Source organism: Ruegeria profundi (assembly GCF_001507545.1).
Classification (GTDB): Bacteria; Pseudomonadota; Alphaproteobacteria; order Rhodobacterales; family Rhodobacteraceae; genus Ruegeria; species Ruegeria profundi.
On the sequence record NZ_LQBP01000003.1, the window covers coordinates 345,054 to 369,334 of the forward strand.

At 57.2% G+C, this 24,281-nt stretch carries 24 protein-coding genes; 8 read left to right on the forward strand and 16 right to left on the reverse strand.

Translation table 11 applies throughout. The features are described from left to right. Positions 1-49: 49 nt before the first annotated feature. From AVO44_RS07620 to AVO44_RS07630, 3 genes are read right to left on the reverse strand one after another with little or no spacing between them, the layout of a single operon-like run. Positions 50-631 carry a retropepsin-like aspartic protease family protein gene (locus AVO44_RS07620; RefSeq protein ID WP_068334861.1) on the reverse strand — a complete coding sequence of 194 codons (582 nt, stop codon included), beginning with the start codon at positions 629-631 and terminating at the stop codon, positions 50-52. Positions 632-671: 40 nt separating this feature from the next. Continuing rightward, positions 672-1,292: a MarC family protein gene (locus AVO44_RS07625; RefSeq protein ID WP_068334864.1), complete on the reverse strand. Its 621-nt coding sequence runs from the start codon at positions 1,290-1,292 to the stop codon at positions 672-674. Further along, positions 1,289-3,142: an ABC-F family ATP-binding cassette domain-containing protein gene (locus AVO44_RS07630; RefSeq protein ID WP_068334868.1), complete on the reverse strand. Its 1,854-nt coding sequence runs from the start codon at positions 3,140-3,142 to the stop codon at positions 1,289-1,291. The genes AVO44_RS07625 and AVO44_RS07630 overlap by 4 nt, the downstream gene beginning before the upstream one ends. Before the next feature lie 104 nt (positions 3,143-3,246). Between AVO44_RS07630 and AVO44_RS07635 the strand changes: the two genes are divergently transcribed. After that, the gene (locus AVO44_RS07635; RefSeq protein WP_068334872.1) at positions 3,247-4,449 is read left to right on the forward strand and encodes a multidrug effflux MFS transporter; all 1,203 of its coding nucleotides are present in this window, start codon (positions 3,247-3,249) and stop codon (positions 4,447-4,449) included. A 102-nt stretch (positions 4,450-4,551) separates the two neighbouring features. Continuing rightward, the gene (gene ndk, locus AVO44_RS07640; RefSeq protein ID WP_068334875.1) at positions 4,552-4,974 is read left to right on the forward strand and encodes a nucleoside-diphosphate kinase; all 423 of its coding nucleotides are present in this window, start codon (positions 4,552-4,554) and stop codon (positions 4,972-4,974) included. A 53-nt stretch (positions 4,975-5,027) separates the two neighbouring features. On the opposite strand, the gene AVO44_RS07645 is transcribed toward ndk, so the two are convergent. Together AVO44_RS07645 and AVO44_RS21465 are read right to left on the reverse strand one after the other, a co-directional pair. After that, positions 5,028-5,375: a TfoX/Sxy family protein gene (locus AVO44_RS07645; protein WP_068335298.1), complete on the reverse strand. Its 348-nt coding sequence runs from the start codon at positions 5,373-5,375 to the stop codon at positions 5,028-5,030. A 6-nt stretch (positions 5,376-5,381) separates the two neighbouring features. Next, the gene (locus tag AVO44_RS21465; protein ID WP_205626532.1) at positions 5,382-5,531 is read right to left on the reverse strand and encodes a hypothetical protein; all 150 of its coding nucleotides are present in this window, start codon (positions 5,529-5,531) and stop codon (positions 5,382-5,384) included. A gap of 147 nt (positions 5,532-5,678) precedes the next feature. Between AVO44_RS21465 and AVO44_RS07650 the strand changes: the two genes are divergently transcribed. From AVO44_RS07650 to AVO44_RS07660, 3 genes are read left to right on the forward strand one after another with little or no spacing between them, the layout of a single operon-like run. Beyond that, complete coding sequence (locus AVO44_RS07650) at positions 5,679-7,193, forward strand: CHAD domain-containing protein (RefSeq protein ID WP_068334878.1); 1,515 nt, start codon at positions 5,679-5,681, stop codon at positions 7,191-7,193. Between the two features lie 3 nt (positions 7,194-7,196). Next, positions 7,197-7,952, forward strand: a complete 756-nt coding sequence (locus AVO44_RS07655) for a ParA family protein (protein ID WP_068334881.1) — start codon at positions 7,197-7,199, stop codon at positions 7,950-7,952. Beyond that, on the forward strand, positions 7,949-8,416 hold the full coding sequence (locus AVO44_RS07660) for a CYTH domain-containing protein (RefSeq protein ID WP_068334884.1): 468 nt from the start codon (positions 7,949-7,951) through the stop codon (positions 8,414-8,416). The genes AVO44_RS07655 and AVO44_RS07660 overlap by 4 nt, the downstream gene beginning before the upstream one ends. Here the strand turns inward: AVO44_RS07660 and AVO44_RS07665 are convergent. From AVO44_RS07665 to AVO44_RS21270, 9 genes are all read right to left on the reverse strand, one after another. Beyond that, complete coding sequence (locus AVO44_RS07665) at positions 8,413-9,783, reverse strand: sensor histidine kinase (RefSeq protein WP_068334887.1); 1,371 nt, start codon at positions 9,781-9,783, stop codon at positions 8,413-8,415. The genes AVO44_RS07660 and AVO44_RS07665 overlap by 4 nt on opposite strands. Continuing rightward, entirely contained in the window at positions 9,776-10,456 is a 681-nt protein-coding gene (locus AVO44_RS07670; protein ID WP_068334890.1) for a response regulator transcription factor, read from the reverse strand. Before AVO44_RS07670 ends, AVO44_RS07665 begins: the two co-directional genes overlap by 8 nt. Before the next feature lie 184 nt (positions 10,457-10,640). Further along, entirely contained in the window at positions 10,641-12,077 is a 1,437-nt protein-coding gene (locus tag AVO44_RS07675) for a Do family serine endopeptidase (RefSeq protein WP_068334893.1), read from the reverse strand. Between the two features lie 746 nt (positions 12,078-12,823). Then, a complete protein-coding gene (locus tag AVO44_RS07680; protein ID WP_068335301.1) occupies positions 12,824-13,429 on the reverse strand; it encodes a nucleotidyltransferase family protein in 606 nt (201 codons plus the stop codon). A gap of 31 nt (positions 13,430-13,460) precedes the next feature. Continuing rightward, positions 13,461-15,878 carry a GcvT family protein gene (locus AVO44_RS07685; protein ID WP_068335304.1) on the reverse strand — a complete coding sequence of 806 codons (2,418 nt, stop codon included), beginning with the start codon at positions 15,876-15,878 and terminating at the stop codon, positions 13,461-13,463. Positions 15,879-16,134: 256 nt separating this feature from the next. Further along, positions 16,135-17,442: an HlyC/CorC family transporter gene (locus tag AVO44_RS07690; RefSeq protein ID WP_068334896.1), complete on the reverse strand. Its 1,308-nt coding sequence runs from the start codon at positions 17,440-17,442 to the stop codon at positions 16,135-16,137. A 63-nt stretch (positions 17,443-17,505) separates the two neighbouring features. After that, a complete protein-coding gene (locus AVO44_RS07695) occupies positions 17,506-18,459 on the reverse strand; it encodes a site-specific tyrosine recombinase XerD (protein ID WP_068334899.1) in 954 nt (317 codons plus the stop codon). Between the two features lie 2 nt (positions 18,460-18,461). After that, complete coding sequence (locus tag AVO44_RS07700) at positions 18,462-19,985, reverse strand: hypothetical protein (protein WP_068334902.1); 1,524 nt, start codon at positions 19,983-19,985, stop codon at positions 18,462-18,464. Further along, positions 19,975-20,124 (reverse strand): hypothetical protein, encoded by a 150-nt coding sequence (locus AVO44_RS21270; RefSeq protein WP_169794838.1) that lies wholly within the window; start codon positions 20,122-20,124, stop codon positions 19,975-19,977. The genes AVO44_RS07700 and AVO44_RS21270 overlap by 11 nt, the downstream gene beginning before the upstream one ends. Before the next feature lie 79 nt (positions 20,125-20,203). Between AVO44_RS21270 and AVO44_RS07705 the strand changes: the two genes are divergently transcribed. After that, complete coding sequence (locus AVO44_RS07705; RefSeq protein ID WP_068334905.1) at positions 20,204-20,791, forward strand: shikimate kinase; 588 nt, start codon at positions 20,204-20,206, stop codon at positions 20,789-20,791. Then, a complete protein-coding gene (gene aroB, locus AVO44_RS07710) occupies positions 20,791-21,903 on the forward strand; it encodes a 3-dehydroquinate synthase (RefSeq protein WP_068334908.1) in 1,113 nt (370 codons plus the stop codon). The genes AVO44_RS07705 and aroB overlap by 1 nt, the downstream gene beginning before the upstream one ends. Here aroB and AVO44_RS07715 read toward each other — a convergent pair whose 3' ends face one another. Both AVO44_RS07715 and ssb read right to left on the reverse strand, forming a co-directional pair. Further along, a complete protein-coding gene (locus tag AVO44_RS07715; RefSeq protein ID WP_068334911.1) occupies positions 21,904-22,974 on the reverse strand; it encodes a site-2 protease family protein in 1,071 nt (356 codons plus the stop codon). Positions 22,975-22,992: 18 nt separating this feature from the next. Then, positions 22,993-23,496 carry a single-stranded DNA-binding protein gene (gene ssb, locus AVO44_RS07720; protein WP_068334914.1) on the reverse strand — a complete coding sequence of 168 codons (504 nt, stop codon included), beginning with the start codon at positions 23,494-23,496 and terminating at the stop codon, positions 22,993-22,995. Between the two features lie 206 nt (positions 23,497-23,702). Here ssb and AVO44_RS07725 point away from each other — a divergent pair, with 206 nt between their 5' ends. After that, the gene (locus AVO44_RS07725) at positions 23,703-24,281 is read left to right on the forward strand and encodes a lytic transglycosylase domain-containing protein (RefSeq protein ID WP_068334917.1); all 579 of its coding nucleotides are present in this window, start codon (positions 23,703-23,705) and stop codon (positions 24,279-24,281) included.

The following is a 24,281-nucleotide window of genomic DNA, read 5'->3' on the forward strand; positions in this document are numbered from 1 at the left end:
TAGCATGTTCTTATTTTGTTCTCAAATTGTAAATGGCGCCATCAAGCCTTTAGCGGGACAAAATCAAACGGCCATCGGTGAACTGGATGTTTGAGAACCGGTGCAGGTAATCCATGCCCAGCAACGATTGACGCAGGTCCCCTTCATTTACCCAGGCCGAGACACCCTTGTCGATGATTGGCCCCAGTTCAAGACTGTCCAGTCGAACGGGTGCTGTCCGCACCTCTCCGTTCGCGGTAAAGGCGCGGCCGAGATAGTTGAGCTGCTCCGGGTCTATGCCGATACGTCTGGCATCCTGCTCGCTTAACACAATCTGGCTGGCACCCGTATCGACAAGGAAGGTGATCGGCTCTCCGTTTACCAGAACCGGCAAGTAATAGTGACCATCATAGGCCCGTGGAACCTCAATCGCCTCGCCCGTGATGGTCATCTGCGGCGTAGGGCCAACGGTCGAGCGGATGTCGTCCCACAGCCCGACAACGGCGATCGCTCCGACAAAGATAAAAACCCAGGCCATGGCCTGCTGCACGGTTTTGTTCAGCGACTGACGGTTTTGTGAGACGAACCAAAACACAACCGCCGCGCCAAGCACGACCAGATAAACCAAGTGTCCTATGTTGTCGCCGTCCATACGAATACCCTTATCAACATCACATCAGATATATGGGTGTTTATGAGGCAAAACCAAAGGCCTTGAGGCCATCCAGAATGAACTGAACCGACAGCGCCGCCAGCAGCATCCCCAACAACCGAGTAATGACGTTCAGCCCCGTTTTACCCAATATACGCGCGATCAGGCCGCCCAACAGAAAGAAAATCAGAACCACGGCCATGACCGCCAGCATCACCAAGGTCGCCTCGGCAATGCCCAGAATGCCCGGATGCTGACCCGCCAGCAGGATGATTGTCGCAATCGAACCCGGCCCGGCCACAAGCGGAATTGCCAGCGGAAACACAGACGGGTCGGGGTGCTCTTCAACCTCGGCCCGATCCTCACGGCGTTTGGTACGACGTTCGAATAGCATATCGAGTGCGGTCAGAAACAACAGCGCGCCACCAGCGACCTTGAACGCCTCCATCGAGATGCCGACAAAGCCCAGAACGGCCTCGCCGAAGGCGGCAAAGGCAACAAGGATACCAGACGCCACGGCACAGGTGCGGTAGGCCGTTCTGCGGCGCTCACGCGCGTCCATTTCTTGCGTCATCGCAACAAAGATCGGGGTAGTACCGAATGGGTCGATCACCACGAACAGGGTAGTAAACGCGGTGACGAAAAACGCCAGGTCAATCACGCGGCATTCTCGGCGTTTTCAAGGCGTTCGGCGGCCGCGACCCATAGGGCTTCGGCCTTTTGCATCGCCTCGACGACCTCGGCGAACTTGCGGTTCCAGGTTTCCAGATCGTTGATCCTGTCGTTTTCATACAGCGCCGGGTCCGCAAGCCTTGCCGATAGTTTTTCGTGCATATCCGTCAGCTTTTCGATCCGGTCCTCGCATCTACGCAGTTCGGCGCGCAGGGCCAGCATGGTATCGCGCGAAGGGCGTTTGGGCGTTACCACTTGTTGTTTTTCCTTGACCGGCTTGTCACGCGACAACAGCATGGCGCGATAGGCTTCAAGATCTTGCTCAAAGGGTTTGACCGTACCGTCCGAGACCAGCCACAGCCTGTCCGCGACCAGAGACAACAGATGCATATCGTGGCTGACCAGAACCACGGCACCGGAATAGGCGGTCAGTGCCTCGACGAGCGCCTCGCGGCTTTCGATGTCCAGGTGGTTGGTTGGCTCGTCGAGGATCAGCATGTGCGGGGCATCGATGGTGGCGATCAACAGTGACAGCCGAGCCTTTTGACCACCCGACAGACGACCGACCAGTGTTTCTGCCTGATCGGCGTTCAACCCGAACCCAGCCAGACGCGAGCGCCACTTTCCCGGAGCTTCGTCCGGGCGCAGCCGCCGCAGATGGTCAAGGGGCGTTTCGTCCACGTGCAATTCATCCACCTGATGCTGCGCGAAATAGCCAATGCGCAACCGGTTGCTACGGGTCATCTTGCCCGCCATCAGGGGCAGACGATCAGACAGAAGCTTGGACAGGGTCGATTTGCCCTGACCGTTCTTGCCCAGCAGGGCGATGCGGTCATCCTGATCAATACGCAGGTTCAGGCGTCGCAACACCTCGGTCTCGCCATATCCCGTGACGCCGCCTTCTATCTGAATGATCGGCGGCGACAATTCCTCGGCCTCGGGGAATGAAAAGGCGCGCAACGCGGCTTCTTGTGGCGTTGAAACCAGTTGGATGCGCTCGATCATCTTCAGGCGCGATTGTGCTTGAACCGCCTTGGATGCCTTATAGCGGAACCGATCCACAAAGCTTTGCAAATGGGCGATGCGCGCTTTGGCCTTCGCATTCTCGGATTCGGCCTGCGCCAGACGTTCAGCCCGACGTTCGGCAAATTTGTCGTAAGGCACCGCGTAATAGGTGAGTTTTCGATCCTCAAGGTGCAGAATCGAGCCAACCGCACGGTTCAGCAACCCGCGGTCGTGGCTGATGATGATCACGGTATGGGGGTATTTCGCCAGATAACTCTCCAGCCAAAGCGCACCTTCAAGGTCCAGATAGTTGGTCGGTTCGTCCAGCAGCAGCAGGTCAGGTTGTGCAAACAACACCGCCGCCAACGCAACGCGCATTCGCCAACCACCCGAGAAATCGGAACATGGGCGCAGTTGGTCATCATCATCAAACCCCAAACCCTTAAGGATCGAGGCCGCTCGGGCCTCGGCCGACCAGGCGTCGATATCGGCCAGACGCGTCTGAATATCGGCAATGCGCGCGGGGTCTTCGGCGGTCTCGGCCTCGGCCATCAGCGAGCTGCGCTCGGTATCCGCGGCAAGAACTGTATTGATCAGCGAGACATCAGAGGACGGCACCTCTTGTGCCACCCCTCCGATCCGGGCGCGTTTCGGCAGGGCGATATTACCCGACTCCAAGGCCAACTCGCCCCGGATCAAACGGAACAGGGTGGTTTTTCCGGTCCCATTGCGACCAACCAGACCAACCTTGTGGCCATCCGGAATGGTTGCGCTGGCACCGTCAAAAAGAGGGCGGCCTTCGACCGCATAGGTGATGTCTTCGATCCGTAACATGCGCCGCTCTTATCAGAGCATCCGAGACGCCGCCAGCGGGTAGGCGTGTTCATTACTGAACCTATGTGCTAGCGCTGGTCCGGTTGGCTTTGGACGGATAAAAAATGCGCGCGGCTTCTTCGCCTCCTTCCCTGATTACCTTGGTGTTCGCGACCGCATTGTCAGTTTTGACGCTGAATATGTTCCTGCCATCGCTGGCACGAATGGCCGAGGATTTTCAGGTCGATTACGCGTTGGTGAACCTCTCGGTCGCCGGTTATCTGGCCGTATCTGCCGTGCTGCAACTGGTAATGGGGCCGTTGTCTGACCGGTTTGGTCGTCGACCCATCCTTTTGATCTGTATGTCTGTTTTCGTGTTGGCCTCGGTCGGTTGCGTTCTGGCCGACACGATCTGGGGCTTTCTTGGGTTTCGATTGCTACAGGCCGCAGTCGTGGCCGGGCCTGTTCTGTCCAGCGCTGCCATACGGGACATGCATCCACCCAACGAGGCCGCCAGCAAGTTAGGGTATGTCACGATGGCGATGGCACTGGCCCCGATGCTGGGTCCGATGCTGGGCGGTGCGCTCGACAGCTTGTTCGGTTGGCGCGCAGGCTTTGTCCTGTATTCAATACTGGGGGCAGGGGTTCTGGTTCTGTTGTGGGCCGATATGGGAGAGACCAATACCAATCGATCCTCAACTTTTGCGGCCCAGCTGGCGGAATACCCTCACCTGTTTCGCGCCCGCAGGTTCTGGGGGTACGCCCTATGCGCGGCGTTTTCTATCGGAGGGTTCTACAGCTTCATCACCGGAGCGCCCCTTGTGGCGGCGGCGTGGTTCGATCTTAGCCCCGCGATGCTGGGGTTGGGGATTGGTATTATCACGGGCGGCTTCATGGTGGGCAATTTCATCACTGGACGGATCGCAGCGCGAACAAAGCTGACCACAATGATCCTGATCGGGCGTGTTGTCGCGTCGACAGGGCCGCTTGGGGGTGTGTTGCTGTTCCTAGCGGATCTCGGTTCGGTTTGGGTCTTCTTCGGGTCTGCCATCTTCGTCGGGTTCGGCAACGGTCTGACAAATGCCAACGCTAGCGCAGGTCTGATGTCAGTCCGCCCCAAACTGGCAGGTAGCGCTGCGGGTCTTTCGGGGGCGATGATCGTTGCCCTGGGCGCTGTTCTGACCTCGCTTACCGGGCTTTGGGTCAGCCCCGAAAACGGTCCGTTCCTTGTGTTGGGAATGATGTGGGCGTGCAGCTTCGCGGGTCTGCTGGCTGTCCTGTATGTGCGCTGGGTCGACAGGCGCGACCCATTGCCCGACGCGATCTGAGCCGCAGCGCATCATAGTGCTTTTCATATCGCAAATACCGTGATACGCGGCGCGCGATGGATTTCGGCGCGACCCCGCGCCTTAAGGTAAGGAGAGGCCAAAATGGCACTGGAACGCACATTCTCGATCATCAAGCCCGATGCAACCCGCCGCAATCTGACTGGCAAGATCAACGCCAAGTTCGAAGAAGCTGGACTGCGCATCGTTGCGCAAAAGCGCATCCACATGACCAAGGAACAGGCTGGCAAGTTCTACGAAGTGCATGCTGAGCGCCCGTTCTATGACGAACTGTGCGAGTTCATGTCCTCGGCTCCGGTTGTTGTTCAGGTTCTGGAAGGCGAGGGCGCCATTGCAAAGAACCGCGAAGTCATGGGCGCAACCAACCCCGCAGACGCGGCCCCCGGCACCATCCGCGCCGAGTTTGCCGAGTCGGTTGGTGAAAACTCGGTCCACGGATCGGACGCACCGGAAACCGCTGCTGTGGAAATCGCGTATTTCTTCTCGGGAATCGAACTGGTTGGCTAAACTGCCATCAGCTTGGATTTTAGGGCCGCTCCCGGTATCGGGTGTGGCCTTTTTTATACGGGTTTGAGATCGTCTGCCGAGACACGCACGCCAACCGCATCCAAATCCGAGATTATCTGCGTTTCGGGCTTTAAACTGACACTGGCTTTTATTGCGTCAAATCGTTGGCGCAGCGCCTTTTTCTCTTCGCCTTTGCAGTCGTTCCAGGGCCGGCCTTGCAGGCCCATGACCAGCACGTAATACCCAATAAAATGCGGGCGCGTACCGGCCTGAAGTATGCGCGCATAAGCTTCATCCGGACCCATCTCGCGCAGGTGTTGCGCCGAGTGGATGCCTGCCTTTGCGCAGGCTTGCTCAAATGCCGGGCCGAGATTGCGGATCGAAGTGATGGGGTCAGACATGCGCATCTAATAGCCATGTGCTGCGGTGATGTCGACCTGACGCAGGATCAGAATTTCATCGGACTTGCCACATGCGGCGATGTGCGATTTCATGAGTTCGTGTCGTAATGGGGTTCGGATGTCAAAGAGTAGGTGTATCGGCGAAATATCCGGCAACAGAAAAAAGAAAGCGTCGCTTGGGTTAAACAGCAAGACAACAAGGACCTTCAGACTCTGCTTGATAGACGAAGGTGCCAGTAATCAGAAAGTAACTGCGACACTAGAGAACGACTACCTTGATACTTGGAAAAAAGGTCGCTCGTTATGAAGCAGACAAGTGGTTTCTTTGTCCTTCCGGGTCGATTTGATGTAAACAAACTCGCTGGTGAGCTGAAAGGTTTGACCCCGGTGTTCGACGCGCCGACAACTGCCTGCGTGTTCAACCTGCTGGACTGCCATGATCAGTCATTGCGGGCAGAAGGGCGGTTATTGCTTGAGATCAACGGCAAGTTGCACCTGCTGCAAAGCGACGGCGAGGTGTTGGTTCAAGACAGCGGCAAAGCAAGATTTGTGCAGGATTTGCCAGAAGGTCCGGTGCGTGACGCCTTGGCTGGATTTCCCAAGCTGCGCGCGTTGATGAGCATCGGGACCGGCACGATGGAGCTCGGCACCTACAAGGTGCTGGACGACCTGCAAAAGACACAAGTTCGGGGCAGTGTCTTTTCGCTAACCTCGGAGAAAGGACAGGTCGCGCTTGTGCATGTTCAGCCTATGCGCGGCTACGACCGGGCCTTTCAATCCGTCTGTTCGACGTTGCAGAGCATCACGGCGGGAACGTCTGGTCTCGAGCCTGTGTTTCAAACCCTTTTGCGAGACAGCATTCCCTATAACGCCAAGCCCGAGGTTCAACTGGGCACGCAGGAGCCGTCGATCGAAGTGGCCGTGGATATTATCCGTACTTTTCTGGCCGTTGCACGCCAGAATGAAGCGGGGGTCATTGCTGATATCGACACTGAATTCCTGCACGATTATCGCGTTTCGCTGCGGAGAATCCGGTCTGTTCTGAGCCTGTTCAAAGGCGTGTTTTCTCCAAAACAGACAGACGCGTTGAAACGTGAATTCTCGGACCTGATGGCGCCAACCGGGCGTGTGCGGGATTTGGATGTCTATCTTTTGGAGAAAGACATCTACTTCAATCTGATACCGCCCAATCTTCATCCGGGCGTGCAAGCCATGTTTGAGCAATTCGAAAAGGAAAGGACAAAAGCCCTTACAAGCCTGTCCAAACGCTTTCGAAGCGCGACTTACGAACGACAGATGAACGATCTTTCAAAGTTGTTTTCTGGTACCAAGGGGTTGGAACCGGGCCCAAATGCGAAACGCGGTGCCTATGACTACGCCTGTGCGCTGATTTGGAAGCGGTATCGCAAGGTGTGCAAACTGGCGCGCAGCATCACTCCTGACACCCCGGATGAGATCGTGCATGACCTGCGGATCGATTGCAAAAAACTGCGATACTTGATGGAGTTCTTTGCCCCTCTGTTCGACAAAGGTGATTTCAAAACGCTCATCAAACCACTGAAAAAGCTTCAGGATAACCTTGGCCTGTTCAACGACTACTCGGTCCAGCAAGAAGCGTTGCATGCGTTTGTTGCGGCCCAAAGCAACGCGCAGGGTCGCGCGAATGCTCAGCTTGCCATGTCCGTCGGTGGCTTGATTGCCGTGCTGGACCAGCGCCAAAAAGCCGAGCGTGAGCGCGTGATCGCCAATTTCCAACATTTCGACAGCCCGGACATCCAGGACCTGTTCCGAACCCTGTTTCACCATAAGGAGGACTGAGGCGTGAAGATCATTGCCTGCTACAGCAACAAGGGCGGTGTGGGTAAAACCGCAACCTCGGTAAACCTGGCCTACGCCTATGCGCAAGCAGGGTTCAAAGTGCTGCTATGCGATCTTGATCCACAAGGGGCGTCTGGATTCTATTTTCGGGTGAAGCCCTCCAAGAAACTGACAGACGCCCGGTTTTTCGAGGACGTGCAGCGTTTTACCAAATCGATCCGGGCCAGTGATTTTGAAGGCTTGGACGTACTGCCTGCGAACCTGACTTTTCGCGATTTTGACGTGTTCCTCTCGCGGATGCGGAACAAACGATCACGGTTGAAAAAAGCGCTTGTTTCAGCGGGCAGCGACTATGACGTTATCATACTGGACTGCCCACCAAACTTTTCTACCTTGTCCGAGAATATCTTCAAGGCTGCCGATTTGATCGTTGTACCCGTTATCCCTACGACGCTTTCTGAAAGAACGCTTGAGCAATTGGTCAGTTTCTTCGACGAACAAAAGTTGCCCAAGAAAAAGATAAAGGCGTTCTTCTCGATGGTGCAGCGGCGAAAGACTTTGCACCTTGAGACGATGGAAAAGATGCGAAAGCTATACAAAAAACGGTTTCTTCAAACAGAAGTACCATTTGCAGCGGATATCGAGCGGATGGGGCAAAATCGCGCCCCGGTCAGCATCTATGCCGGCCGCAGCGTGGCGAACACCGCCTATCAGGCGTTGTTTGATGAACTGGAAAACGGAGTGGTTTCAACCAAATGAGTACGGAGATTGAGCGCAAGTTTCTGGTGGCAAAGTTGCCGGATCTGAGCGGCGCAGACAAAGCCGTCGTACGTCAGGGCTATTTGACTGCACCAGACGATTCAACGGAACTGCGCCTGCGTCAGAAGAACGATAAGTTCTTCCTGACCCTCAAGGGCGGCGGCACGATGGTGCGGGTTGAGCGTGAGGCCGAAATCTCCTCTGAGCAATTTGAAACCTTCTGGCCCGAGACAGCGGGCCGCAGGGTGGAAAAGGAGCGCTATACCGGTCAGTTGCCGGACGGGCGCGTGTATGAATTGGATGTGTTTCTTGGGGACTTGGCCCCGCTTCGATTGGTAGAGGTGGAGTTTCAAACTGAGGCAGAGGCCAGTGCCTACACGCCCCCTGATTGGTTTGGGGCCGATGTCACCGCGGATAAACGCTACAAGAACAAGACGATGGCAACTAGCGGCGTACCTGCCTAAGTCTTTCGCGCCAGTTTGATCTTTGCCTCTAGTCCGGGATCGCAATTGCGTGCCTCAAACGCGCCAGCGTGCATGTGAGAAATCGCGGCCACCAGCGCCAGCCCCAGACCGGCGTTGCGTTCGGTGCGGGCGGGGTCAAGCGTGACAAACGGCATTTGCAGGCGCGACAGATCCTGTTGCGGAACACCAGGACCCTGATCACGGACGCTGAGGCATGTATAAGCGCCATCGTCAGATAAGTTGATTGTGACAGCCGTATCCTGCGGCGCATATCTCATTGCGTTTTCCAGTAGGTTTGACAGCGCTTGCGACAACAGAGGGCGATGCCCCGGTATGGGCGCGGTCGTTCCGGTGACCTTGAGTTGGATGCCCTGGTCACTGGCAACAGGCTCATACAACTCGACCACGTCTGCAACCAATTGCTGTAGGTCTACCGGTTCGAACTGTTCGCGTCCGACACCTGCCTCGGCCCGCGAGATTTCGGTCAGTTGCCCAAGCACGCGCAGCACGTGATCGATTTCCACACTGGCACGCGCGATATCAATCGCGCGCTCCTTATCCGTTTTGGAAGGATCAGACAGTGTTTCGACCCGTTGTTTCAGGCGTGACAGAGGCGAGCGTAGATCATGCGCAATGGAATTCGACGTGGTGCGCAGGTTGCTGACCAGTTCTTCGATCCGGTCCAACATGGTGTTGAGCGTCCCGGACACCTGATCGAATTCATCCCCGGTGCCGCGCAGGGGCATTCGCCGGGACAGATCGCCCGAAACGATATCCTCGGCCGTATTGGCTATATCGGACAGGCGGGCAAAGACAAGTCGGGTGAACAACCATCCGGTCAGAACGCTCAGCCCCAAGGCAATGCCCAAGGCGATGCCAACGGTTTGCAGCAGCACGCGATCAAATTGTTGTCGTGCAAGCGCGTCCCGGCCGACCAAAAGACGCTCACCTCCGGGAAGGCGAACCGAAGCGGCCGAGATCGGAACCAGTTCGTCATTGTCTGCGCGGCGCAACTCAAGATCGACCCAACCACTGCCGGCGGCGATGTGATCAGGCCATTGTTTGAGGTTCCCCGCCAGCTTGACGCCAAACGGATCTGTCAGCAGATACAGGGCGTCTCTTTCCGCTGCGGTCGGAATGCGCCGCTCAATTGCCCTGAGCAACCCAAGCAGGCCGCGACGTTCATATTCATCCGCAAGCCCGGTCAGTTCGGCTGAGACGACTGAACGGGTTTCACCCTCAATCGTGCGGTTCGCCGTGACATAGACCAGCGCAAGGATGGTGGCCGTCAACAACGTACTCAGAGCCATGCTGGCCAGAATAAGACGTGTACGGGAATTGTTGAAAGACAGTCGGATGTTATCCATCAGATATCATGTAACCGGCGCCCCGGACGGTTTCGATCATCGGCGGCTCGCCACCTTCGTCCAACTGGCGGCGCAGCTTTGAGATATGAACATCGACAACATTCGTGTTTGGATCAAAGTGATAATCCCAAACACCCTCCAGCAACATGGTCCGCGACACCACGCGGTTTTTCCGGCGCAGGAAAAATTCCAGAATCTGGAATTCGCGCGGGGTCAGGGTAATCTCGCGCCCGTTGCGGGTGACCTTGCGGGTCAGCAAATCCATTTCAAGGTCACGGCAGGTCAGCGTCGGGCTTTCCTCGGCCTCTTGCGGACGGCGCAGCAGTGCTTCGATCCGGGCGTGAAGTTCTTGGAAAGAGAACGGCTTGACCAGATAGTCATCCGCCCCGGCGCGCAGCCCTTTGACGCGTTCGTCAACTGCGCTCATTGCTGTCAGCATCAAAACCGGCGTTTTCACACCTGCCGCGCGCATGGATTTGATCAGGGACAATCCGTCCAAGCCCGGCAGCATCCGATCCAGCACAACGGCGTCAAATCCGCCGTCAGTGGCATGGTACAACCCCTCACGGCCATCTTCGGCGGCTTCGACGATGTAACCTTCCTCACCAAAGCCCTTGGCGATGAACTCACGGGTGTCTTCGTCATCTTCGACGATCAGCAGGCGGCGGCTCATGATCCGAGTTCCTTTCTACCCAGATTTAAACACAAAATATCGGGTAAAGCACTTGGTTTTAGGGGCGTTACGTGCCGGGTGCGTCGTTGCGCACCCGGCAGTCCCGGCAGTTTGCGGACAAATCAAACCACCGGGGAGGCGCCCGCCAATATCTCCCCGTCATGTGGCGCGCGCTTGTCTCAGATCAGGCGATTTCCACCGCGACGAAGATCTGGTTTCCGCCGCGATTGATCAGAACAAGTGCGGGATCGGTTTTTTCGCTGTCCAGTGCGGCTTTAAACGCGTCCGGAGTTGCGGTTTCTTTACCGCCCAGCTTAACGATCACATCGCCCCGCTGCAGACCGGCTTTGGCCGCCGGGCTGTCGGGTGTTAGGTCAGTGACGACCACACCGTCGACATTCTCCCCCACACCCATTTCGGCACGATTGCTGTCGGTCAGCGGAGCGACGGTGACACCCAGCGTGGTGCCCGAGATGCCTTCGTCCACAGGCTTGTCGACCTGGGCCGAGGCGCTTTGATGTTGGCCGATGGTCAGCTGAACCTGTTGTTCCTTACCATTGCGCAAAACAGTTAATACACTGTCAGTGCCGACCTTAGTGGTACCAACAAGAAGCGGCAGATCGCTGCTGGAGTCGACCGGCTCATCGTTGAAAGTCAGAATGACATCGCCTTGTTGCAGCACGCCCTCGGCTGGGCTGCCGTCGACAACGTCCGATACCAGCGCACCGGTGTAGCTGTCGATGCCCAGTGCCGCCGCAAGGTCCGGGCTGACGTTCTGGATCGAGACACCCAGCCAGCCACGGCTGACCTGGCCGTCATCGCGCAGGTCAGCAGCGATGTGCTCCACGATGTTTGAGGTCACGGCAAAGCCAAGGCCCACCGACCCGCCTGTGGGCGAGTAGATGGCCGAGTTCACGCCGACCACTTCGCCGTCCATGTTGAACAGCGGCCCTCCTGAGTTGCCCTTGTTGATCGCCGCATCGGTCTGGATGAATTCAGCATATGGCCCGTCCGAGATGTTCCGCCCTTTGGCCGAAACGATTCCGGTAGTCACGGTCGCGTGGAGGCCGAACGGATTGCCGATTGCCACAACGTCCTCGCCGACGCGGATCACGTCGCTATCGCCCATCTCAACGGCTTGCAAAGCTTCGTCGGCGTCGATCTTCAGAACGGCAATATCGGTCAGCGGGTCGGTTCCGATGATCTCGGCTTGGTAGCTGCGGTCATCTGACAGGCGAACCGTCACAGACGCGGCGTTTTCCACAACATGATGGTTGGTCACGATGTATCCGGCCTCATCCAGAACAAAACCCGACCCAAGACCCTGTGCCGGTCCGCGCTGCGGCGCGTTGAACCCTTCCGGCAGGCCGAAGCGTTCAAAAAACTCTCCGAACGGGTGTTGATCAAAGTCGAACTGACGACCCTGAGCGGGAACCGGAGCTGCGCCTTGTTCGGCGATCACGGTAACAACCGACGGTGATACGGCCTCAACCAGATCAGCCACTGCTTCGTCGGCCAGAGAGGGCAGGGCGGTGGTCGCCAGCATGGCCGCGCCCAGTGTTCCGGCACCAACCCAACCGGCTGTCCCGGGCAAAAGTAGAGAGGATTTGCGAATGCTCATTTTTATCTCCTGTTTGTGCACGCGGTCGTTGCCGCGTGTTCAAGCAGGAGATGCGCGTTTAATCTGTGTGTTTTCTGTTTGAACTGTTAAAAATTCTTAATTTTGCCACAAACGTCTGTCCGCAGTTCGCGGTTTCAGGGGAGAAATCGGAGGATTTGTGCGAATCAACCCAGACGAATCGGTGGATTGTTGCCGGTTTAGGTGACAAAGAGCAAAAAGGGTTGAATTGAATGAAATTTGTTAACAAATCCGCTGCCCATAATTTCGGCTTAAAGAAGATCATCTTTGAGTTGTAGTAATGCTCACGCAACGAAGATATGAGCGAAAACAAATCATGCCAAAGACAGCAGATTGCCAAATAAGCATGTGCCTATTGGGTGAAATTAGATTCGAGCGACGGATTGCAACTCGCCTTTAGGTGGATCGATGCCTTAGGGATGTTGCGGAAAAACCATTCTGAGACTGACAAAATCCACCGCTCCTTCCAATTTTACATTGTTTGATCCGGTCGGATCGGTGACGATGGATTTGCCCAAGCGAGGGGGAGCCGACGGCACTAGGGGGTGTCGAAGGCTTGTCACAGTCACTGGAAACGCTGAGCGGCATGTTAACGAGGGGGTCTTGTTTAGGTTCGGCGGCGGAACAGCCAAGGGTGTCTACTGACACGATTGGCCGCGTTTCCGGGATTGATGAAAAGTGGTAGTCCTGTTTTGGGTACCGGCCCGGTCGTTATCGACCGGGCCGCGTTACGTTTTGGGGCCACGTTTTGCGCGCCACTTTGCCCAGTCTTCAGGCGTATCCAGATCAAGCAGAGCGTTTTGATCAGGCAGGGTTTGCAAGTGCAGTTTGTCAGCCTGCGCGCGCACGATGGATTGCGCACCGTCATCCCCTGTTAACTCACCAAGTTGGTCAAAAAGGCGGCGGTCGAAAACCACAGGATGACCCGGTTTGCCGTCGGCTGTTGCCCCGCGCCATATCAGCTTTTCAGGGTGGGTCCTCACGGACGCAAGCACGGCGTTCAAATCATCGGTCGTAATCACAGGCAAGTCCGCCAGCAACACCATGACCGCGGGCGCGTCAGGCGGTACTTGCGCCAATGCACCGCGCAGGCTGGCATTCATGCCTTCACTTGCATCCGCAATTTCAACTTTGCGTAACGCCAGCCCGTCCAATACCTCATACCGGGGATGCGGAGCAGGGGGCAGGGCAACGATCACAGGTGCCGCGTCCCGCGCAATCATTGCTGTGCGGCGCAATAAGGGTTGGCCTTCGACGGTCTGCAGCAGCTTGTCCTGACCACCCATGCGGCTGGATTGGCCGGCTGCGAGCAGAATGATGGGTATATTAGCCATTAAACCACCATGCCGCCACAACCGGTCCGTGTCATCCCCGCATCCGCGCGCCGTCCGCATCAAAGAGAGGCTCCGAAATCACCCGAGCCTTACGCATTTGACCAAGGATCTCGATTTCAACCTCCAACCCGTCGGTTACCCGATCCACCGGCAGAAATCCAAGGGCAACTGACTTCTCGGCATAATGCGAATACCCGCCCGATGTGCAGAAGCCGACAACCACGCCATCCAGCCAAATCGGTTCGTACGCGTTGACATCGGCATCGTTGGCGTCGACTTCAAAGGCCACAAGTTTGCGTGTGGGACCTTGCGCTCGATCCTTTTCGGCTGCGGAACGGCCGATGAAGTCAGTATTTTTCGAGAAGGAGATAAAACGGTCCAGACCCGTTTCGGCGGCAGTATAGTCGGGCGAGAATTCTTGCATCCACGATCCAAAGAACTTATCCAGACGCAGGCTCATCATCGCGCGCATGCCGAAAGGCACCATGCCATGCGATTGGCCGGCTTGCCACAATGTCCACCAGAGCTGCCTTTGGGCCATCGGATCGCAGTAAATCTCATACCCCAGATCGCCTGTATAACTGACACGCTGCACGATACAGTCCGTCATGCCGACCGTCATGCGCCGCACGTCCAGAAACCGCAGGTCCGAGATGTCATCTCGGGTGCAGGCCGACAGAGCCTGTGCCGCGTTCGGGCCTGCGATCTGAAAACCGTTCAACCTGTCGCTGATATTTTCGACATGCACGCCGTTTTCCTGATGCTGCAGGAACCAACGCATGTGAAAGGCTTGGCTACCGTACGAGGCTGTCAGATGGAATTCACCTTCCTTCAGGCAGGAAACGGTGAAATCCCCGATCAGCTTGCCCTTTGCCGACAACATAGGGGTCAGTGATACCCGGCCCGGTTTTGGAATGCGCCCAGCCATGATCCGGTCCAGCCAGTCACGCGCCGAGTGTCCCGTTATGCGGTACTTGCCGAAATTGTGGACTTCGTTGATGCCAACAGCGCTACGAACTGCACGCACTTCGCGCCCTGTTGCGTCAAACGCGTCCGAGCGGCGGAACGACGGCGTCTCATAGCTTGGCTCGTCGCCTTGGGCAAAATAATTGGGAACCTCCAACCCGTATTGCTGACCCCAGACCGCACCCAGATCGCTGAAGATGTCGTACATCGGGGTCGTGCGGTTGGGCCGTGCGGCGGGCAGTTCTTCGTTCGGGTAGGCGACACTGAACCGTTTCTGATAGTTCTCGATCACCTTCGGGCGGGTATAGCCCGGGCTGATCCAGTCGCCGAACCTTGCGACGTCCATGGCAAAAACATCGCGTTCGGGTTCGCCCTCGATCATCCATTGCGCCAGGGTCAGACCAACACCGCCGCCTTGGCTGAAACCGGCCATCACGCCGCAGGCCGACCAATAGTTCCGCACCCCTGGCACTGGCCCGACCAGCGGATTCCCGTCCGGCGCAAAGGTGAACGGCCCGTGGATCACCGACTTTACCCCGGCTTCGGCGAGGACAGGGAAGCGTTTGTACGCAAACTCGATACTGTCGGTGATCTTGTCATAGTCGTCAGGCAGCAGTTCATGGCCGAACTCCCACGGTGTGCCGTCGACCGCCCATGGCTTGCAGGGTTGCTCGTAAAAACCGATGCAAAGACCGCGCCCTTCCTGCCGGAGATAGCTTTCGCCAGCCGGGTCCATGACATGCGGATGCTCGCCGCCTGCGTCGATGATCGCTTCGATCTGAGGGATCGAATCCGTCACCAGATACTGATGCTCCATCGGGTGCAGCGGGAAGTAGATGCCTGCCATCGCTCCAACCTCGCGAGCCCAAAGGCCGCCTGCGTTTACCACGTGCTCCGCGTGAATGGTGCCTTTGTCCGTGACAACGTCCCACGTGCCATCGGGGCGCTGATTGGTTTCGCGAACCATGCAATGTGTTTCGATCGTAGCGCCGCCCATCCGAGCAGCCTTGGCATAGGCGTGCGTTGTGCCCGATGGGTCAAGGTGCCCGTCCAACGGATCGTAAAGCGCGCCGATGATCCCGTCGGTATTGGTGATGGGCGCGATTTTCTTGATCTCTTCCGGTCCGACGATTTCGGTTTCCAACCCCATGAACCGATGTTTGGCGCGTTCAGCCAGCAGCATGTCGAACCGGTCCTGATTGTCGGCCAGCGTCACACCGCCGACATGGTGCAGGCCACAGGACATGCCAGTGATTTCCTCAAGCTCTTTGTACAACCGGATCGTATAGCCTTGCAGCGCCGCCATGTTCGTGTCGCCGTTCAAGGTATGAAACCCGCCCGCCGCATGCCAGGTCGAGCCGCTGGTCAACTCCGAACGCTCAAGCAGCATGACGTCTGACCAGCCAAGTTTGGTCAGATGGTACAGTACGGAACAGCCGACGACGCCGCCGCCAATTACCGCCACGCGGGTTTCGAGTTTCATGAAAGCCTCCGTCAGTATTTCGGCCAGTCTGATCAGCACGGTCCTTGGCGCAACGCCGAATGCGACAGATCGTGTCGTTTCAGAAGTCTGTGTCAGGCAGAATGCAACACGGTTAGGTGACGGACCGGCTAGGGTTCGGTTTTAACCGACCCGTGCACTTGGAACTGCGGGAGAACTTGATCTTTCGCCGAACACTTGCCCTGCGCAACAAGATAGTTTCCCCAAAAAGGGGCCAGTTTGTTTTCCAGAATTCGACCTAAAGCGGCCTGATCTTCAGTTCCGTCACCCGATTGCCATCCTTGGCGGTGACTTCGAACCGAAAGCCGTGGAACGAAAAGACCTGACCAATCACGGGGATCATCTGAGCCTCGTGAATGACAAGACCTGCAAGCGTGTTCGCCTCATCATCAGGCAGAGACCAGTCCATCGCTCGGTTCACATCTCGAATGGTCATCGCGCCCTCGATCAGGAACTGTCCATCTTCGGTACGGGTCACGGGGACGTCTTCCTCGATATCGAACTCATCGGCGATTTCACCAACGATTTCCTCAAGGATGTCTTCAAGCGTAATCAGACCCCGTAACGAGCCATACTCGTCCACAACCAGCGCAAAATGGCTGTGCATCCGCAGGAATTCCCGCATCTGGTCGTCGAGAGTCGTGGTTTCTGGTACGAAATAAGGGTCATTCGCCACTTTTGAGATGTCGAACTCCTTCAGCCTGTTGGCATCGCCCTGATTTCCCCCAGCCTGTGCATACATGGCGCGGAACAGATCCTTGGCGTGAACAACGCCAACGATGTTTTCAGGTTCATCGCGGAATACAGGCAGCCGGGTATGAGGGCTTTTCAGACATTGCTGCAAGATAGCCTCGGGCGCATCGTCCGCGTCGATCATCTCGATATTTGACCTGTGAAGCATGATCTCTTCCACTGCCCGGTCACCCAAGTCCAGCGCGCCGAGAATGCGGTCGCGGTCTTCTTTCTGAACCACGCCTTCGGAGTGGCCCAGTTGCAAAGCGCCTGCGATTTCCTCACGCACGGCAAGGATGTTGCTGTCAGGGTCGATCTGAACGCCGAAGAGGCGCAGAACCCCGCGCACCAAAAGGCGCACCGCCGCCACAATCGGCGAAAAGACCGTAACAACGACGCTGATGATCGGAGCCACCGCCGAAGCCGCTTTTTCCGAGTTTGTAATCGCATAGGTCTTGGGCAGAACCTCGGCAAAGATCAGAACCAGCAGGGTCATCACCAGCGTTGCCAGGGCAACGCCGCTTTCGCCGAAAAGCCGCGTAAACAGCGCAGTCGCCAGCGAGGCGGCGAGGATGTTTACCAGGTTATTGCCAAGCAGGACCGAACCGATCAGCCGCTCATTATCGTCGGTGATTTCCAGCGCCTTTTGCGCTCCGCGAGACCCCTTGTCGGCCTGCGCCCGCAGCTTTCCGCGCGACGATGCGGTCAATGCCGTTTCAGAACCCGAGAAAAAGCCCGATAGGACGAGCAACAACAAAATGGCGCCTGTGGTTACCCAGAATGCGCCGTCGATCAAAGAAGAAGAGGGTTCCATCGGTCCTTGGTTGTTGGTTTTTCTGCAATGGTTATGGGGGCGCGACCCCTGCGGATCAAGGGGTTACCCCTTGTCTTCGGAGTCTTTCGCCAGCGGGTGATGCTCTAACACCAGTTCAGCCAGTCGCTCGTCCAGGACATGGGTATAGATTTCTGTCGTCGCCACATCGGCATGGCCCAGCAGGGTTTGGATTGACCGCAGGTCTGCGCCATTGGCAAGCAGATGTGTGGCAAAGGCATGGCGCAGCGTATGCGGAGTGACCTTTTCTGGCGAGACCCCGCCCTGAACCGCCAATTCCTTGACCAAAAGAAAAAACATATGACGTGTAAGGTGGCCGGATTTCCCGCGTGAAGGGAACAGGAACTTAGACCGCTGACAACCGTCTGCGACCAGTTGATCTTCGTTTTCATCCCGCATCACTAGCCACGCCGCCAGCGCATCGCGGGCAGGGGGGGAGAGAGGTACCATCCGCTCCTTGCCGCCCTTGCCCAGCACCAGCAGCATACGCGGATCGCCCCGTGCCGATGAGACCGGCAGTGAAACCAACTCGGTCACGCGCATACCGGTGGCGTATAGCACCTCCATCAGGCAGGTGTTGCGCACCCTGTCGGCCTTGGTGCGTCCGGTCTGGCGGGCGGCTTGCAGCAGGCGGTCAACCTCGGGCACGTCCAGCGTTTTGGGCAAGCGTTTCTTGCGCCCTGGACCCTTGATTTGAATGGCGGGGTTGGTGTCTCGCCAGCCTTCTTCGAACGCAAATCGGTAAATCTGTTTGATGGCCGACAACCGCCGCGCGCGGGTAGACTGCGCCAACCCTTGGGCGTCGCAGTCGATCAGATAAGCCTCGATCAGGTCGCGTTCAGCGTTGGAAAACCCGGCCTTTCGCGCCCCTAACCACGCCGCAAAATCCTTGAGATCGCGACCATAGGCCAACAATGTGTTGTTGGCTGCGCCCAACTCTGCCGCTTGTGCCTGCAGAAAGGTGGAAATCCACGAGTCGGATGTGGACGGGGACGCCATCGTCACGAAGCCTGCAAGATCAGAAGGTTCAAGGCCGCACGGCGGGCAGTATCCTCAAGCCCCACCCGGCGCAGTGTTGCGATGGCCGCGGTCAGATCGACCAGATTTCCCCGTGCGCCGTGGGCGAACAGTTCCATCGTTTCCAGAATGGCCTCGCCTAACTGATCGTTGTTCAGCATCGCCTCGATATCCGACGGGATTGGCGCGGCCCAGGCAAAGCCCTGCGCCACCGCATCAGCCAACGGTGACGGAGTGCGGGCGCGCCCAGGGTCGCCTTGCGCCAGAGCCGCGAGAAACTGACTTTCCTGCGACTGGTTTGGTGGTGAGAGGGCGGCCGTCTCATATAGGTCCGACAGCAGCAGGATGCGCCACCGAAGGTTTTCGGCTTGGGGATCAGGCAGTGAAAACTGCGACAATCGGCCAGCAAACAACTCGGCAAAAGGAACTTCTAGCCCGACATCGCGCATTTGGTCCCAGACAGGCGGTAGCGTTTTGGCAATGGCTCCGGGTTTTCCGGATTCCAGCGCGCTTTCGAATTTCTGGATCGCGGCCACGCGATCCCAAACCGCGCCCGAGGCCGCAGGGTCACGCTCGGTATAGAGCCCTAGCAACTGGTTGGGTGTAAGTGCGCCGATCCGCGTCAAACGCTCCGCCGCTTCGATCTGTGCTTTCCACCCGGCAACGTCGCGCAGGTCTGCATTTGCGAATGCGCGGGGTAAAGGGGCCGAGGGCAGGCGCTCTCCAATGGCTTCGAACAGCCGAAAACTCAGCGGGTCGGGATTGTCCGGCTGCGGCAGATATTCGGCGTCTTCAAACAATTCGGGGCTGAGAAACCTGTCCAGAACATCTAGATCTTCGGGCGGTAGAACCTGCAGCGCGTGGGCTGCCTCCAGCGTTAATGCTGCAGAACTCCAATCACCGCGCCGCGCCTTGCAAAATATCTGAGCAGCATAGTCCTGCGACAGATGTGGCTGCGCGATCAAAGCTGTGCAGCTTCGGTCTTCATCCCCGGTCAACAGGGTGGCGTCAAACCAACGCTGAAACCGCTCGCGACTGTTGGTCGGGCCAGCAAGTTGTACCAGTGATTGCGCGGGATCGGCGGCGCCCAGCTGCATCAACCGGTCTAACCGCGCCAGCAGCAGCGTTTCCTCGGCATTCGGCCCGGTGGGTGCGCGCGCTTCGGACAACAACAGTGTGAACAGCAATCGTTGCATGGCAGGGTTGTGATCCAGCGGTGCTTGGGCGATCAGCGATGCCAGACGGTCAGGGTCGCTGTTTTGCCACATATCCACGGGCAGCCCGGTTACAGATGACGACACCAGCCCAAGCGGTTGCGACAAAGCCTCAAGCGGCGTGACCTCGACCCCCGGTTGCACACCTGTTTGTGTCACTGGTGGTTCAAGCAAAACGGTTTCCGGCAGGTTTTCTGGCGGATTGCTTAACCATTCAATAACAGAAAGGGGTTCCTGCTGCGCTTGCGCCGATCCGGCCACAAACAGCGCCAGCAGTGCGGTTTTATTCCACATTCAGGATTACCGGTTCTCGGATTTCGCCTTCCGGGGCCGAAAAGTCCGCGCCGAAAAACGGCCCGAGATAGGCGTATGCCACCAGCCCGACAAAACACAGGCAAATCAGATATACTAAGAACTTGATTAGACGGCCCATTGCTCAACGCTGCCCCAATTTTCTCTTTTGCCATAGTTATAGCTAGCATTTTTCTTAAGATCACGTCATTCACGGTGAAATGAGCGAAATTAAGCATAACACCTCCGGTACGGAAGCTGGGGCGGGGTTTGTCCTGCACAAAACGGTGGTTCTTGTTGGCATGATGGGAGCGGGAAAGACCGCCGTGGGGCGCGCGCTTGCTGCCCGATTGGGCGTTCCGTTCCTTGACAGCGATGCCGAGATCGAATCGGCGGCGAACATGACGATCCCCGAGATATTCGAACGTGATGGAGAACCGTTCTTTCGCGGCAAGGAATCGCAGGTCATCGGGCGATTGCTGGACGAGGAAAAGGGCATTCTTTCGACGGGGGGCGGGGCTTTTCTGGCTGAACGGAATCGCACCATGATTTCCGAGCGCGGTGTTTCTGTCTGGCTCCGGGCCGATCTTGAGGTTCTGTGGAACCGGGTCAAACACAAAGACACGCGCCCCTTGTTGCGCACGGTGGATCCTTACGCGACCCTGCGCAACCTGTACGAACAGCGCGTCCCGATTTATGCGCAGGCCGACTTGATCGCAGAGTCGGATGGTGAGACCTCGATCGACAATATGGTGAACCGGGTGTTGGATGCGCTTGCAACACGCCCCGATGTTTTGGAACAGAAGTAATGCATCAAACCGTACACGTAGACTTGGGTGAACGTTCCTATGACGTTGAAATCGGCCCCAACTTGTTGGCGCAGGCTGGCGCCCGGATCGCCCCGCTGCTGCATCGCCCAAAGGTGGCCGTTGTGACAGATCAGAACGTTGGCGCGCTGCACTTGGAGGCCCTGCGCGAAGGTCTGGCCCCGAGCGGGATTGAAATGACCTCTCTGACTTTGCCTGCAGGTGAGGGTACCAAAAGCTGGCCGCATTTCGAGCGTACGGTCGAATGGCTGCTGGCCGAAAAAATCGAGCGCAGGGATGTCGTTATCGCCTTTGGTGGCGGAGTCATTGGCGACTTGGTTGGTTTCGCCGCAGCGGTTCTGCGGCGCGGTGTTCGGTTCGTGCAAATCCCGACCTCGTTGCTGGCGCAAGTTGACAGTTCGGTAGGTGGCAAGACCGGGATCAACGCGCCGCAAGGCAAGAACCTGATTGGAGCTTTTCATCAGCCGACACTGGTTCTGGCAGATACCTCGGTGCTGGATGCGCTGACGCCGCGCGATTTCCTGTCAGGCTATGGTGAGGTTGTGAAATACGGCCTGCTGGGCGATGCCGAGTTTTTTGAATGGCTCGAGGCCAATGGCCCATCCGTATCCGGCGGTGAAATGGCCGCTCGGGTTCATGCGGTAACACGTTCGGTCCAGATGAAAGCCGATATCGTGGCCCGTGACGAAACCGAACAGGGCGACCGCGCATTGCTGAACCTTGGCCATACGTTCTGTCATGCGATTGAGGCTGCGACCGGCTATTCCGACCGGCTGCTTCATGGCGAAGGTGTCGCCATCGGTTGCGCGCTGGCGTTTGAATTGTCCGCGCGCCTGGGCCTGTGTTCGCAGGAAGATCCCAGCCGTGTTCGAGCACATCTGCGGGCAATGGGGATGAAAACCGATCTGGCAGATATTCCAGGTCAGCTGCCAAGTGCCGAGGCCCTTGTTGACCTTATGGCGCAGGACAAAAAGGTTATTGACGGTCAGCTTCGGTTCATTCTGGCACGTGGCATTGGTAAGGCCTTTGTCACTGCGGACGTGCCGCGCGACGCAGTAATTTCTGTTTTGGAGGACGCGCTGGAGGCAGTGTGATCACCGGCTTCGGATGACCATCAACTCACCAATATTCTCACGGGTGATGTAACCAACCATATTCCCGGCCTGCGTGCAGACCGCGATGGCCGGGGCACCCTTGTATAAAGTGTCCAATACGGTTTCGAGCCCGCTGGTCAGTTGAACCCGTGGAATATCTGTCTCCATAATGGACGTCGCCGGTTCCGAGCGGGGCGTGTCCCCGGCCAATGCAGCAAACAGCCGATTCCGGGTCACAAAGCCCTGCAGAACTCCGCTGCCATCCAAAACAGGAAACTCGTGCTGAGTGGTGCTGATGACGGCCTGAGCAGCAGTCGCTAACGAGTCAGTTGGTGACAGGGCGCGGAACTCGGTGATCATTGCATCACGCGCCAGAACCCTGCGCGCGACGGAGCGCATGGCGACATCCTGGCTTTCGGAATTGGCAGCGACAAAGACGAATATCGCGATCAGCACCAAAATAGGATTGCCGGAGCTCAACCCTAAAAAACCAAGCGCGACAGCCACGACCTGCCCACCCGAGGCGGCGATCCTCGTGGCTTTGACGCGATCCATTTTCAAGCAAAGAAGCGCCCGGAATACCCGCCCTCCATCCATCGGGAACGCGGGTATCATGTTAAACGCCGCCAACAGCAGGTTCACGTAAGCCAGACGGTTCAGCAGACCGAAGTCTGTCGAGTCGATCTGCGCCATTGTTTCAAGCGGCATTCCCGCCCCAAGCGCGACCAGTACAAACCAAATGACGATATTCACCGCTGGTCCGGCGAGGGCAACCCAGACCTCTTGTATTGGCTGCTCCGGCATCCTTTCCAGCCGGGCCAACCCGCCAATCGGCAACAGGGTTATATCGGGGGTTTTGATCCCAAAACGCCGCGCCATAAGGGCGTGGCCAAATTCGTGTGCCACGACGCACGCAAACAGCGCCAGAACGAATGCGACGTTTTCGATTGCTGCTGGCAGGCCTGCGCTGGAATAGGCCGCAAATCCGACCCACGCTAGAAGTAGAAAAAAGGTGACATGGACCCTTAGTTCCGACCCAAGAACGCGGCCGAGTGAAAAGGACCATGTCATGATATGTCTCCGATTTGGTTAGAACGGTATTTCGTCGTCGTCGATACCACCCGACGCGGGCGCAGGCGCGCTGGACTGCGAGCCATAGGGGTCGCCGTAGCCACCGCCAGCCTGACCACCGCCATATCCACCTGACTGACCGCCGCCATATCCGCCGCCGCCGCTTTCGCCGCGCGCATCCAACATCACCAAGGTAGAGCCAAAACCCTGCAAGACGACCTCGGTCGTGTATCGATCCTGACCGGATTGATCCTGCCATTTGCGTGTCTGTAACTGGCCTTCAAGGTAAACCTTGGACCCTTTTCGAAGGTATTGTTCGGCCACACGCACAAGCCCCTCGTTGAAGATCGCAACCGAGTGCCATTCAGTCCGCTCTCGACGCTCACCGGTATTGCGGTCCTTCCAGGTTTCGGACGTGGCGATACGCAAGTTGCATACCTTGCCGCCGTTCTGAAATGTACGAACCTCGGGATCGCGGCCAAGATTTCCGACCAGAATCACCTTGTTGACTGAACCCGCCATGTATTTCCCCGTTCTGAATTGACGTAAGTGCGCCCGAATCTGACGCTGTGTTCCCAAGCGACCCTATACGCCCTGACACTTGGGTGAAACACAGTTAGTGAATGCAACATCGGGCAAGAAATCACCCAATTTCGTTCACTAAGCTTTCATTTTTAATTGAAATATCTATACTTCACGAGGTTCCTGAACGAGCGAGATTTGCATTAATGCGTTTTCTGGTTGGGTGTTTTGTTGTTTTTTGCTTTGCTCTGGTGTCGGTTCCGGTGACAGCGCAGACGTTGTCGACCAAAAGCCGCAAGGACATTTTCTTAAAACAATCCAAGGTCTTGGATAGCCGTGCGGCGACTCAGTACAGGGATTCGGAACGGCTTAAGCCAAAGACGGCACAGCCGAGTTTTAGCAAACGTTACACCGGGAAGTATCGCGGCGAATACATGACCCTGGCCCGACAGGCGGCACGCAAACACAGCGTCCCGGAAGAGCTTTTCCTGCGTCTTGTACAACAGGAAAGCGGCTGGAACCCGAATGCAAGGTCACATAAAGGCGCCTTGGGATTGGCGCAGTTGATGCCCGGTACAGCGCAGCTTTTGGGCGTTAATCCGCATGATCCAAAGCAAAACCTGGAAGGCGGAGCGCGCTATTTGTCGTGGCAGTACCGTAAATTCAAATCCTGGCGCCTTGCACTGGCAGCGTATAATGCCGGACCTCAGGCCGTTGAAGAACATGGTGGCATACCGCCTTACAAGGAAACCCAGAATTACGTGAAGGTGATCTGGGGCGGCTAA

What these genes read in the sequence shown, in the direction of transcription:
- AVO44_RS07620 (WP_068334861.1), bottom strand. Translation starts at nt 631, where the DNA reads ATGGACGGCGACAACATAGGACACTTGGTTTATCTGGTCGTGCTTGGC.
- AVO44_RS07630 (WP_068334868.1), bottom strand. Translation starts at nt 3,142, where the DNA reads ATGTTACGGATCGAAGACATCACCTATGCGGTCGAAGGCCGCCCTCTT.
- AVO44_RS07635 (WP_068334872.1), top strand. Translation starts at nt 3,247, where the DNA reads ATGCGCGCGGCTTCTTCGCCTCCTTCCCTGATTACCTTGGTGTTCGCG.
- ndk (WP_068334875.1), top strand. Translation starts at nt 4,552, where the DNA reads ATGGCACTGGAACGCACATTCTCGATCATCAAGCCCGATGCAACCCGC.
- AVO44_RS07645 (WP_068335298.1), bottom strand. Translation starts at nt 5,375, where the DNA reads ATGTCTGACCCCATCACTTCGATCCGCAATCTCGGCCCGGCATTTGAG.
- AVO44_RS07650 (WP_068334878.1), top strand. Translation starts at nt 5,679, where the DNA reads ATGAAGCAGACAAGTGGTTTCTTTGTCCTTCCGGGTCGATTTGATGTA.
- AVO44_RS07660 (WP_068334884.1), top strand. Translation starts at nt 7,949, where the DNA reads ATGAGTACGGAGATTGAGCGCAAGTTTCTGGTGGCAAAGTTGCCGGAT.
- AVO44_RS07665 (WP_068334887.1), bottom strand. Translation starts at nt 9,783, where the DNA reads ATGGATAACATCCGACTGTCTTTCAACAATTCCCGTACACGTCTTATT.
- AVO44_RS07670 (WP_068334890.1), bottom strand. Translation starts at nt 10,456, where the DNA reads ATGAGCCGCCGCCTGCTGATCGTCGAAGATGACGAAGACACCCGTGAG.
- AVO44_RS07675 (WP_068334893.1), bottom strand. Translation starts at nt 12,077, where the DNA reads ATGAGCATTCGCAAATCCTCTCTACTTTTGCCCGGGACAGCCGGTTGG.
- AVO44_RS07680 (WP_068335301.1), bottom strand. Translation starts at nt 13,429, where the DNA reads ATGGCTAATATACCCATCATTCTGCTCGCAGCCGGCCAATCCAGCCGC.
- AVO44_RS07685 (WP_068335304.1), bottom strand. Translation starts at nt 15,878, where the DNA reads ATGAAACTCGAAACCCGCGTGGCGGTAATTGGCGGCGGCGTCGTCGGC.
- AVO44_RS07690 (WP_068334896.1), bottom strand. Translation starts at nt 17,442, where the DNA reads ATGGAACCCTCTTCTTCTTTGATCGACGGCGCATTCTGGGTAACCACA.
- AVO44_RS07695 (WP_068334899.1), bottom strand. Translation starts at nt 18,459, where the DNA reads ATGGCGTCCCCGTCCACATCCGACTCGTGGATTTCCACCTTTCTGCAG.
- AVO44_RS07700 (WP_068334902.1), bottom strand. Translation starts at nt 19,985, where the DNA reads ATGTGGAATAAAACCGCACTGCTGGCGCTGTTTGTGGCCGGATCGGCG.
- AVO44_RS21270 (WP_169794838.1), bottom strand. Translation starts at nt 20,124, where the DNA reads ATGGGCCGTCTAATCAAGTTCTTAGTATATCTGATTTGCCTGTGTTTT.
- AVO44_RS07705 (WP_068334905.1), top strand. Translation starts at nt 20,204, where the DNA reads ATGAGCGAAATTAAGCATAACACCTCCGGTACGGAAGCTGGGGCGGGG.
- aroB (WP_068334908.1), top strand. Translation starts at nt 20,791, where the DNA reads ATGCATCAAACCGTACACGTAGACTTGGGTGAACGTTCCTATGACGTT.
- AVO44_RS07715 (WP_068334911.1), bottom strand. Translation starts at nt 22,974, where the DNA reads ATGACATGGTCCTTTTCACTCGGCCGCGTTCTTGGGTCGGAACTAAGG.
- ssb (WP_068334914.1), bottom strand. Translation starts at nt 23,496, where the DNA reads ATGGCGGGTTCAGTCAACAAGGTGATTCTGGTCGGAAATCTTGGCCGC.
- AVO44_RS07725 (WP_068334917.1), top strand. Translation starts at nt 23,703, where the DNA reads ATGCGTTTTCTGGTTGGGTGTTTTGTTGTTTTTTGCTTTGCTCTGGTG.